Genomic DNA, 10,590 nt, shown 5'->3' on the forward strand with positions numbered 1-10,590 from the left:
GGTGCTACCGGGGTATGAGGGGGACAACCCCCTTACTCGCCGGGGGTTACCAGGCCGGACTCGTAGGCCAGCACCACGGCCTGGGCACGGTCGCGCAGGTCGAGCTTGCCGAGGATGCGCCCGATGTGGGTCTTGACGGTCTGTTCGGCGAGCACCAGCTGGGCGGCGATCTCCTGGTTGGACAGGCCGCGGGCGATCAGCCCCAGCACCTCGGTCTCCCGCGGGGTCAGGCCGTTGAGCCGCAGTTTGGGGTCGCGGCGCCTGGCGGGCTTGGTGCGGGCGAAGTCGGCGATCAGCCGCCGGGTGACGGAGGGGGCGAGCAGGGCCTCGCCGGCCGCGACCACCCGGACCGCGGCGATCAGGTCGGCCGGCGGGGCGTCCTTGAGCAGGAAGCCGCTGGCCCCGGCGCGCAGCGCCTCGTACACGTAGTCGTCCACGTCGAAGGTGGTCAGCATCAGCACCTTGGGCCGGTGGGCGCCGGGGACGTCGGGGTCGAGCAGTCGCCGGGCGGCCTCCAGGCCGTCCATGACGGGCATCCGGACGTCCATCAGGACCACGTCCGGGTGGGTGCGGCCGGTGACCTCCAGGGCCTGGGCGCCGTCCGCCGCGTCCCCCACCACGTCGATGTCGCTCTGCGCGTTGAGCAGGGCGGCGAAGCCGGCCCGCACCATGGCCTGGTCGTCGACGATGATCACGCGGATGGTCATACGGGTGTCTCCTGGGGTGGGTCGAGCGGCAGGACGGCGGCCACCTTGAAGCCGCCGTCCGGCAGCGGGCCGGTGTCCAGCCTGCCATCGACCAGCCGGACGCGTTCACGCATGCCGACCAGGCCGTGCCCGGTGCCCTCGACCGAGGCCTCCAGTGACTCGGTGTGCTGGGACGGGGGCGCGTTGACCACGGTGAGCCGCAGTTCCGGGCCGTCCGCCGACAGCGACACCCAGGTCCGGGCGCCGGGGGCGTGCCGGACCACGTTGGCCAGCGCCTCCTGGACGATCCGGTAGACGGAGAGGCCGACGGCCTGCGGCACCAGCTCGGCCAGCCCCTCGTCCACGGCCAGTTCGGCGGGCACCCCGGCCCGCCCCACCGTCTCGACCAGCTGGGCGAGTTGGGCCACGCCCGGCTGCGGGGCCTTCTCCCCGGAGGCGTCCTCGCTGCGCAGCACCCCGAGCAGCCGGCGCATCTCGGCCAGTGACTCGCGCGCGGTGCCGGCGATCGCGGTGAACTCCTCGGCGGCGTCGTCCGGGACGCCCTGGATCCGGTACGGCGCGCTGGCGGCCTGTACCGCGATCACCGACATGTGGTGGGCCACCACGTCGTGCAACTCCCGGGCGATCCGGGCGCGTTCCTCCAGCAGGGTGCGCCGCTCGCGCTCCACCTCGCTGATCTGCTCCTGCTCGGTGAGCAGCCGGCGGGCGACCGCGCGGTCCTGCACGGCCCAGCCGAGCAGCAGGACGGCTCCGCTGAGCGCGATCAGCAGCACGGTGGTGCCGTCGCCGGCCCGGGGCAGTCCGAGGGTGGTGGTGAGGACGGTGAGCAGGAAGGTGGCGATCCAGACCGAGACCACGGTGGCCCGGCGCTCGCGCAGCCCGAGGGCGAGCAGCAGGAAGAGGTACGCGATGATCATCGGTGCCGTCCACGGCCAACTGCCCATCAGCTGGTGGTGGCGGGCGGTGATGGCGGCGGTGAGGACCAGGGTGGGGGCGCTGATCCACCAGGCGGCCAGCGGGCGGGTGATGGCGAGGAACAGCGGGGTGGTCTGGGCGACGGTGAGTGCGGCGGCGACCGGCAGCACCAGGCCGTAGAAGCCGACCAGGGTGGCGATCCCGGAGGGGATCAGCGAGGCCTGGAGGATGATCGCGACGGCGAACGGGATCCTGCGCACCCAGCGTCGGCGGGAGTTCCCGAGCAGCGGGGTCTCGTTCTCGCTGGGGATGGTCAGGTTCTGCCGCAGGGTGCGCAGTTGTCGGGCGGCGAACCTGCGGGCGTCGGCGGCGGTGAGCGTCTTCATCGCGGGCCAGCCTAGGAGCACGGGCCCGGGTCGCGCGTCGGACTGGAGCGCGAACCTCCGGGTACCACCCGGGTACGGGGTGGTACCCGGGTACTACGGGCGGGCGTTACGGGCGGTCGCGCCAGTGGCCGGCCAGGGCGGGGCCGAGCTGGTCGAAGTAGCGCTCGATCACCACGACCATGCCCTCGGGGCCGGCCGGTTCCTGCTCGGCGGTCCAGGAGAGGTGGGCCGCGCGCAGCAGGCTGCCGAAGACGGCGGCGAGCACGACCGGGCGCAGGTCCTCGGCGGGGTCGAGTCCTTCGCGTTCGGCGAGCACCTGGACCACCAGCCGCTCCTGCTCGGTGACCCGGCGCAGGTGGGCGGCGAGCAGGGCGGGGGTGTCCTCGATGATGCGCAGCAGTTCGAGGGCGCTGCCGATGGAGTTGGGGCCGGAGGCCCGGGCGTTCCCGAGGTCGCGCCAGGCCTGGACGATCGAGGCGCGCAGGGCCTGGAGCGGGGTCTCCTCGGCGGGCCGGTGGTGCAGGCAGTGGATGAAGTAGTCCTCGGCGTCGGCCATCACGGCGAGGGCGACCTCGTCCTTGTTGGCGAAGTAGCGGAAGAAGGTGCGCTGGGAGACGTCGACGGCGGAGGCGATCTCGTCGACGGTGGTCCTGGCGAAGCCCTGGCCGAGGAAGAGCGCGTGGGCGGCCTGCACCAGGGCGTCCCGGGTCTGCTGCTTCTTGCGCTCGCGCAGGCCGGGGGCCCGGCCGAGGTCCTCCGGGGTGCCGACGGGGCGGGGGGTGCGAGCGGCCATGGCGGGGGCCTTCCGGGGCGCGGGTGTGGCGGGTGGGAGCACAACCTTAGCCGCCTGACAAATGGCAGTTCCGGCCACAAGTCACTGTTTGCCGAATGTCAGTCGCTGACATAATCTGCCGGAGTGGCGCTCGTCGGCCGGGCACTCGTGGGGACGGGTGGGTCGTCGCAGCGCCACCACCACGTGCCGGTCTCTGTCACGCCCCCGGAGGGCCCAGATGAGTCAGTCCGTCGTCAAGAACTCCGAGGCGGACGCGGCGCCGCCGTCGAAGCCGCCGACCGGGGGAGGGCTCAAGGGGCACCCCTGGCTGACCCTGCTGACCGTCGCGGTCGGCGTGATGATGGTCGCCCTGGACGGCACGATCGTCGCGATCGCCAACCCGGTGATCCAGGAGAAGCTCAAGGCCGCGCCCTCCGAGATCCAGTGGGTCACCAGCGGCTACCTGCTGGCGCTCGCGGTCTTCCTGATCACCGCCGGCAAGATCGGCGACCGCTTCGGCCACAAGAGCACCTTCCTGGTCGGCGCGGTCGGCTTCGCCGCCACCTCGGCCGCGATCGGCTTCGCGGGCAACATCCAGACCGTGATCGCCTTCCGCGTCCTCCAGGGCCTGTTCGGCGCGCTGCTCCAGCCCGCCGCGCTCGGCCTGCTGCGCGGGGCCTTCCCGGCCGACAAGCTCAACATGGCGATCGGCATCTGGGGCGGGGTGATCGGCGCGTCCACCGCGGCCGGCCCGATCGTCGGCGGCCTGCTGGTCGAGCACGTCAACTGGGAGTCGGTGTTCTTCATCAACATCCCGGTCGGCCTGGCCGCGGTGGCCCTCGGCCTGTGGATCCTCAAGGACGTCCGGGCCGAGAACGCCGCGAAGTCCTTCGACCTGCCGGGCATCGGGCTGCTCTCGGTCGGGATGTTCGCGCTGGTCTTCGGGATCATCAAGGCCCCCGAGTGGGGCTGGGGCGACGCCCGGACGCTGCTGTTCCTGGGCGGCGCGGTGCTGCTGATGGTGCTCTTCGCGCTGTGGCAGGGCCGGGCGAAGGAGCCGCTGATCCCGCTGAGCCTGTTCCGCTCGGTGCCGCTGTCGGCTGGCGTGCTGCTGATGGTGCTGATGGCCTTCGCGTTCTTCGGCGCGATCTTCTTCGTGACCTTCTACCTCCAGAACGTGCACGGGATGAAGCCGGTCGACGCCGGCGTCCACCTGCTGCCGATGACCGGCATGATGATCGTCGGCGCGCCGCTGGCGGGCCTCGCGATCGGCAAGCTCGGCCCGCGGATCCCGATCATGGTCGGGATGCTGCTCACCACCGGGGCGATGGTCGGCATGTCCACCCTGGACACCGGCTCCGGCACCGGCGTGATGTCGCTCTGGTTCGTCCTGATGGGCCTCGGCATCAGCCCGGTCATCGTCGGCGCCACCGAGGTCATCGTCGGCAACGCCCCGCTGGAGCTGTCCGGCGTGGCCGGCGGCCTCCAGCAGGCCGCGATGCAGGTCGGCGGCAGCCTGGGCACCGCCGTGCTGGGCGCCCTGATGGCCGCCAAGGTCGGCGACGTGCTGCCCGGCAACTGGGCCAAGGCCGGCCTGCCGCCGGTCGAGGACCCGCAGGCGGCCGCGGGCCTCAAGCAGGCCGCCCAGCTGGGCATCGCCCCGCCGGCCCCGCCCGGTACCCCGCAGCAGGCGGTGGACCTGATGGCCGGCGCCGTGCACCAGTCCTTCGTCAGCGGAATGTCGCTGGCCTTCATGGTGGCCGCGGTGGTGGCGTTCGGCGCCGCCCTGCTGGCCCTGCTGACCCGCCGCGGCGAGACCGACGCGGGCCCGGCCGTGCACATCTGAGCCGGCCGGCGGACGGCCCCGGACTCCGTGGGGGAGACCGGGGCCGTCGTGCTGCCCGGGGTGCCGCTCAGACCCGGGTGAGGGCCACCAGCGGGATCGTCCGGGCGGCCTCGCGGTACTCGGCGAACTGCGGCTGGGCGGCCGACTGGCGGGCCCAGAGCGCGTCGTGCTCGGCCGGGTCGACCGCGGCCGCCACGGCCGGGTAGCGCTCGGTGCCGAGCTCGACGGTGACCTCCGGGTGGGCGACCAGGTTGCGGTACCAGACCGGGTCGGTGTCGCTGCCGCCGTTGGAGGCGAAGACCACCAGCCGCTCGCCGTCCGGCAGGTGGACCAGCGGGGTGGTGCGCGGCTCGCCGCTGCGGGCGCCGACCACGGTGAGCAGCAGCAGCGGCATCCCGGCGAGGTCGCCGCCCACCACCCCCGCGCCGGCCCGGAACTCGGCGATCACCTTGCGGTTGAACTCTCCCGCGCCGTCGGCGGGTTCGGGGTGGTGGTGCGTGCTCCGGTTCGTCATGGCGTCGAGCGTAGGACCTGACCCGGGTGTCCGGGGCGGGAACGCCGAAGGGCCGGACCCCGTACGGGAGTCCGGCCCCTCTCAGGCGCTAGCGGGTGATCAGGCGTCGCCGCCGGCGGCACCCGGGTCGGCCGCGGTCACGTCCAGCAGCTGGTAGCGGTCGATCGCGTCCTTCAGCGCCGAGCGGTCGATCTTGCCCTGCTTGGCGAGCTCGGTGAGCACGCCCAGGACGACCGACTGCGCGTCGATGTGGAAGAAGCGACGGGCCGCACCGCGGGTGTCGGCGAAGCCGAAGCCGTCGGCGCCCAGCGACTGGTACTGGCCCGGCACCCAGCGGGCGATCTGGTCCGGAACGGCGCGCATCCAGTCGGACACGGCGACGACCGGGCCCTCGGCGCCCTGGAGCTTCTGGGTGACGTACGGCACCCGCTGCTGCTCCTCGGGGTGCAGCAGGTTGAACTCCTCGGCCTCCACCGCGTCGCGGCGCAGCTCGTTCCAGGAGGTCGCGGACCAGACGTCGGCCTTGACGTTCCACTCCTCGGCGAGGATGCGCTGGGCCTCCAGGGCCCACGGCACGGCCACGCCGGAGGCGAGGATCTGGGCCGGGATCTGGCCGGCGGTGGCCGGCGCGTACCGGTGCAGACCCTTGAGGATGCCCTCGACGTCCACGTTCTCGGGCTCGGCCGGCATCTTGATCGGCTCGTTGTAGACGGTCATGTAGTAGAACACGTCCTCGCCGTGCGGGTGCTCGGCGCTGGAGCCGTACATCCGCCGCAGACCGTCCTGGACGATGTGCGCGATCTCGAAGCCGTACGCCGGGTCGTACGCGACGACGCCGGGGTTGGTCGAGGCCAGCAGGTGCGAGTGGCCGTCGGCGTGCTGCAGGCCCTCACCGGTCAGCGTGGTGCGGCCGGCGGTGGCGCCGATCACGAAGCCGCGGGCCAGCTGGTCGGCCATCTGCCAGAACTGGTCGCCGGTGCGCTGGAACCCGAACATCGAGTAGAAGACGTACACCGGGATCAGCGGCTCGCCGTGGGTCGCGTAGGACGAACCGGCGGCGATCAGCGAGGCGGTGCAGCCGGCCTCGGAGATGCCGTCGTGCAGCATCTGGCCGGTCGGCGACTCCTTGTAGGCCAGCAGCAGGTCGCGGTCGACCGACTCGTAGGTCTGGCCCAGCGGGTTGTAGATCTTCGCCGACGGGAACAGCGAGTCCATGCCGAAGGTGCGGTACTCGTCCGGCGCGATCGGCACGAAGCGGTTGCCGATGCCCTTGTCCCGCATGAGGTCCTTGAGCACCCGGACGAACGCCATGGTGGTGGCGATGGTCTGGTTGCCGGAGCCCTTCTTGACCGCCTTGTACGCGTCGTCGCCGGGCAGTTCCAGCTTGCGCGGGCGCACCTTGCGGGTCGGCACGTAGCCGCCCAGCTCGCTGCGGCGGTCGTGCATGTACTGGATCTCTTCCGAGTCGCGGCCCGGGTGGTAGTAGGGCGGGTAGCCCTCGTCCAGCTGCTTGTCGGTGATCGGCAGGTGCAGCCGGTCGCGGAAGCGCTTGAGGTCCTCGACCGTCAGCTTCTTCATCTGGTGGGTGGCGTTGCGGCCCTCGAAGTTGGGGCCCAGCGTCCAGCCCTTGACCGTCTGGGCCAGGATGACCGTCGGCTGGCCCTGGTGCTCGCGGGCGGCCTTGAACGCCGCGTAGATCTTCTTGTGGTCGTGGCCGCCGCGACCCAGGTGCTGGATCTGCTGGTCGGTCATGTTCTCGACCATGGCGCGCAGGCGCAGGTCGCCGCCGAAGAAGTGGTCGCGGATGTACTGGCCGGTCTCGGTGGCGTAGGTCTGGAACTGGCCGTCCACCGTGGTGTTCAGCTTGTTGACCAGGACGCCGTCGCGGTCCTGCGCGAGCAGCGGGTCCCAGCTGCGGTCCCAGACCAGCTTGATCACGTTCCAGCCGGCGCCCCGGAACTGGGACTCCAGCTCCTGGATGATCTTGCCGTTGCCGCGGACCGGGCCGTCCAGGCGCTGCAGGTTGCAGTTGACCACGAAGGTCAGGTTGTCCAGGCCCTCACGGGCGGCCAGCGAGAGCTGGCCGAGCGACTCGGGCTCGTCCATCTCGCCGTCGCCGAGGAAGGCGTAGACCTGCGAGTCCGAGGTGTCCTTGATGCCCCGGTGCTCCAGGTAGCGGTTCATCCGCGCCTGGTAGATCGCACCGAGCGGGCCGAGGCCCATCGAGACGGTCGGGAACTCCCAGAAGTCCGGCATCAGCCGCGGGTGCGGGTAGCTGGACAGGCCGTACGGGGCCTTCGACTTCTCCTGGCGGAACGCGTCGAGCTGCTGCTCGGTGAGTCGGTCCAGCAGGAAGGCGCGGGCGTAGATGCCGGGGGAGGCGTGGCCCTGGAAGAAGATCTGGTCGCCCGACTCGCCCTCGGCGTCCTTGCCGCGGAAGAAGTAGTTGAAGCCGACGTCGTACAGCGACGCGGAGGAGGCGAAGGTGGCGATGTGCCCACCGACGCCGATGCCCGGGCGCTGCGCCCGGGAGACCATGACGGCCGCGTTCCAGCGGGTCGCGTTGAGGATCTTGCGCTCGATCTCCTCGTTGCCGGGGAAGAACGGCTCGTCCTTGGTCGCGATGGTGTTCACGTAGTCCGTGCTGCGCATCTCGGGCACGGCGACACGCTTCTCGCGGGCGCGCTCGATCAGCCGCAGCATCAGGTAACGGGCACGCTCACGCCCCCGCTCGTCGATGGCCGCATCGAGCGACTCCAGCCATTCCGCGGTCTCCTCGGGATCGAAGTCCGGGACCTGACTCGGAAGGCCGCCAATGATGATCGGGTTGCGATCGGATCCGGAAGCCACGCTGTTCCTTCACTGTCGGTCGAAACTGAGGTGTGTCGCGCCGCCTCCATCGTGCTACCGCGCTCGGAGATCCGTCATCTCTACCGATCGGTAACCGTTCCGCCTGGTGGACGGAACGGTCTGGTGGTGCGCGTCGCGGGCTTCTTCGTCCGCTCCGCACACCCCCGGGTGTTACGAAAAGAGGTGGTCCGACCTGGTGTCCCGTCCGCCCGATGGCGGGCGGCCGGGGTGAGGGCCAACAGGAGACTCTACGCCCGCGCACGCGCGGACCCCGAATGCCGTTCGCATCTCGGGCACGCGTACGGCCTGTGGGCCGGGACCACCCGAAGCATCCTTGTCCCACGCAGAGAAGGGCAAATCGGTGTGATTCCCGACACCTCGCCCGGCGTGTCCCGCTGCGACACGTCAACCTTTGGGGGGGATCGGCGGTCGGGTACTTGCGCGAACCGCCGCGCCCGTGTGGACTACGGCCACAGCCTCGGCATGGATGCCGGGCCGAATACTGGAGGTTATTCCCGTGAGCGCGACCGCGGACCCCGCGGACAAGTCCAACCCGGCGACCCGTCTCGGCTTCGAAGAAGGCCAGATCGTCCAGGAGCTGGGGTACGACGAAGACACTGACCAGGATCTCCGTGAGGGCATCGAGGAGATCACCGGGACGGAGCTCGTCGACGAGGACTACGACGACGTCGCGGACGCCGTCCTGCTGTGGCACCGCGACGAGGACGGGGATCTCACCGACTCCCTCGTGGACGCCCTGGAGTACCTGGCCGAGGGCGGGCTGATCTGGCTGCTGACGCCCAAGACCGGCCGGGACGGCCACATCGAGGCGTCCGACATCGCGGACGCGGCGAAGACCTCCGGCCTGTCGCAGACCAGCTCGATCGCGGTGGCCAAGGACTGGGCGGCGACCCGGCTGGCGACCAAGTCCACGGCGAAGCAGCCCAAGCAGCGCTGAACGGGCCCCGAGCCTCGCGCCGGGCCCCTTCGGAGGACCTCCTCCGTCGGGGCCCGGCGCTTTTTCGTGCGGCTCCCCGGGCGGCCGGGGGCGCGGGTGCCGCGGGCGCTCCGGGCGTTCCGGGAGTCGGGTGTTCCGGGTGTTCTGTGCGTTCGCTCAGGGCGGAAGGGGTGGGCCTTCCGGTGGGCGGCGTCATCCGTTCGGCCGAACGTCGGTCAACGGATGCGAGGATGTCGCCTGCCGTGCCCGTAGCGCGGCCAGGTCGCGTCAGAAAGGTCCCGCTCATGGCCATCGAGATCGGCACCCAGGCTCCGGACTTCGAGCTCAGCACCCAGCACGGGGAGACGGTCCGGCTGGCCGACTTCCGCGGCCGCAAGCACGTCGTCCTGGTCTTCTACCCGTTCGCCTTCACCGGCGTCTGCACCGGCGAGCTGGGCGCGATCCAGCGCGAGCTGGCCGGGCTGCAGAACGACGAGGTCCAGGTGCTCGGCGTCTCCTGCGACTCGCAGTTCTCCCAGCGGGTCCTCGCCGACCGGGAGGGCCTGGAGTTCCCGCTGCTGGCCGACTTCTGGCCGCACGGCGAGGTCACCCGGGCCTACGGCGTCCTGGACGAGCGGAAGGGCTGCCCGCTGCGCGGCACCTTCGTGATCGACAAGGCCGGCACGGTGCGCTGGAGCGTCGTCAACGGCCTCCCGGACGCCCGGGACGAGCAGGAGTACCTCAAGGCCCTGGCGGGCCTCTGAGCCCCCCGGACGGCCCCACGGGGCCCGTGCGACCCTCCGGCCCCGTCGTTCGGGCGTGCGTACGGGAACCCGGTACTACGCTCGGGCCGTTGGCGGAGTGCGGCGTACGTCCGTTTTTCGTCGGTCGGCGCCGAGAACCGCACCACCCGGGGGCACCACCCGTGCCTCCCGATTCTTGGAGGACACGTGGGAGTCAGCCTCAGCAAGGGCGGCAACGTTTCGCTCACCAAGGAGGCGCCGGGTCTCCAGGCCGTCGTGGTCGGCCTGGGCTGGGACGTCCGGACCACCACCGGGACGGACTTCGACCTGGACGCCAGCGCGCTGCTCTGCAACGAGCAGGGCAAGGTCGGTTCGGACGGGAACTTCGTGTTCTTCAACAACCTGAAGAGCCCGGACGGCTCGGTCGAGCACACCGGCGACAACCTGACCGGTGAGGGCGAGGGCGACGACGAGGCGATCAAGGTCAACCTGGCCACCGTCCCGGCCGACGTGCAGAAGATCGTCTTCCCGGTGTCAATCTACGACGCCGAGAACCGCGGCCAGAACTTCGGCCAGGTGCGCAACGCGTTCATCCGGGTGGTGAACCAGGCGAACAACGTCGAGCTGGCGCGCTACGACCTCTCCGAGGACGCCTCCACCGAGACCGCGATGGTCTTCGGCGAGCTCTACCGCAACGGCGGCGAGTGGAAGTTCCGCGCCATCGGCCAGGGCTACGCCTCCGGCCTGCGCGGCATCGCCCAGGACTTCGGCGTCAACGTCTGAGCCCTCGTCTGAGTCCTCCTGCGGCGCAGGGGTCTTGCGCGGTCACCGGGGCGGGCCCCGCCCCACCAGGGGCCGGGGCCCCCCCGCGTGGGGGGGGGGGGGGGGGCGGGTGCCGGCGGGGGGGGGTGCGGGGTGGT

General features: G+C 71.4%; 9 protein-coding genes. 4 read left to right on the forward strand and 5 right to left on the reverse strand.

From position 1 onward, the window contains the following. Positions 1-32 precede the first annotated feature (32 nt). The 3 genes from ACFXPX_RS33265 to ACFXPX_RS33275 all read right to left on the reverse strand — a co-directional run bounded on the left by ACFXPX_RS33265 (position 33) and on the right by ACFXPX_RS33275 (position 2,801). Positions 33-707: a response regulator gene (locus tag ACFXPX_RS33265; RefSeq protein WP_375887764.1), complete on the reverse strand. Its 675-nt coding sequence runs from the start codon at positions 705-707 to the stop codon at positions 33-35. Next, positions 704-2,008, reverse strand: coding sequence for a sensor histidine kinase (locus ACFXPX_RS33270; RefSeq protein ID WP_380644322.1), 1,305 nt, complete (start codon positions 2,006-2,008; stop codon positions 704-706). Before ACFXPX_RS33270 ends, ACFXPX_RS33265 begins: the two co-directional genes overlap by 4 nt. Before the next feature lie 106 nt (positions 2,009-2,114). Continuing rightward, the gene (locus tag ACFXPX_RS33275) at positions 2,115-2,801 is read right to left on the reverse strand and encodes a TetR/AcrR family transcriptional regulator (protein ID WP_380644323.1); all 687 of its coding nucleotides are present in this window, start codon (positions 2,799-2,801) and stop codon (positions 2,115-2,117) included. 217 nt (positions 2,802-3,018) lie between these two features. Here ACFXPX_RS33275 and ACFXPX_RS33280 point away from each other — a divergent pair, with 217 nt between their 5' ends. Next, entirely contained in the window at positions 3,019-4,626 is a 1,608-nt protein-coding gene (locus ACFXPX_RS33280) for an MFS transporter (RefSeq protein ID WP_380644324.1), read from the forward strand. 67 nt (positions 4,627-4,693) lie between these two features. Here the strand turns inward: ACFXPX_RS33280 and ACFXPX_RS33285 are convergent, their stop codons facing one another. Beyond that, a complete protein-coding gene (locus ACFXPX_RS33285) occupies positions 4,694-5,140 on the reverse strand; it encodes a nitroreductase/quinone reductase family protein (protein WP_380527530.1) in 447 nt (148 codons plus the stop codon). A 99-nt stretch (positions 5,141-5,239) separates the two neighbouring features. Next, complete coding sequence (aceE, locus tag ACFXPX_RS33290) at positions 5,240-7,990, reverse strand: pyruvate dehydrogenase (acetyl-transferring), homodimeric type (RefSeq protein ID WP_375887776.1); 2,751 nt, start codon at positions 7,988-7,990, stop codon at positions 5,240-5,242. 517 nt (positions 7,991-8,507) lie between these two features. Between aceE and ACFXPX_RS33295 the strand changes: the two genes are divergently transcribed. The 3 genes from ACFXPX_RS33295 (at position 8,508) to ACFXPX_RS33305 (ending at position 10,453) form a co-directional block, all read left to right on the forward strand. Then, the gene (locus ACFXPX_RS33295) at positions 8,508-8,948 is read left to right on the forward strand and encodes a DUF3052 domain-containing protein (RefSeq protein WP_375887778.1); all 441 of its coding nucleotides are present in this window, start codon (positions 8,508-8,510) and stop codon (positions 8,946-8,948) included. Between the two features lie 284 nt (positions 8,949-9,232). Next, positions 9,233-9,691, forward strand: coding sequence for a peroxiredoxin (locus tag ACFXPX_RS33300; protein ID WP_375887780.1), 459 nt, complete (start codon positions 9,233-9,235; stop codon positions 9,689-9,691). 186 nt (positions 9,692-9,877) lie between these two features. Continuing rightward, positions 9,878-10,453, forward strand: coding sequence for a TerD family protein (locus tag ACFXPX_RS33305; RefSeq protein ID WP_375887783.1), 576 nt, complete (start codon positions 9,878-9,880; stop codon positions 10,451-10,453). The last annotated feature ends 137 nt before the right edge of the window (positions 10,454-10,590 follow it).

Origin of the sequence: Kitasatospora sp. NPDC059146 (assembly GCF_042786665.1) — a bacterium.
In the GTDB taxonomy this organism is placed as follows: Bacteria; Actinomycetota; Actinomycetes; order Streptomycetales; family Streptomycetaceae; genus Kitasatospora.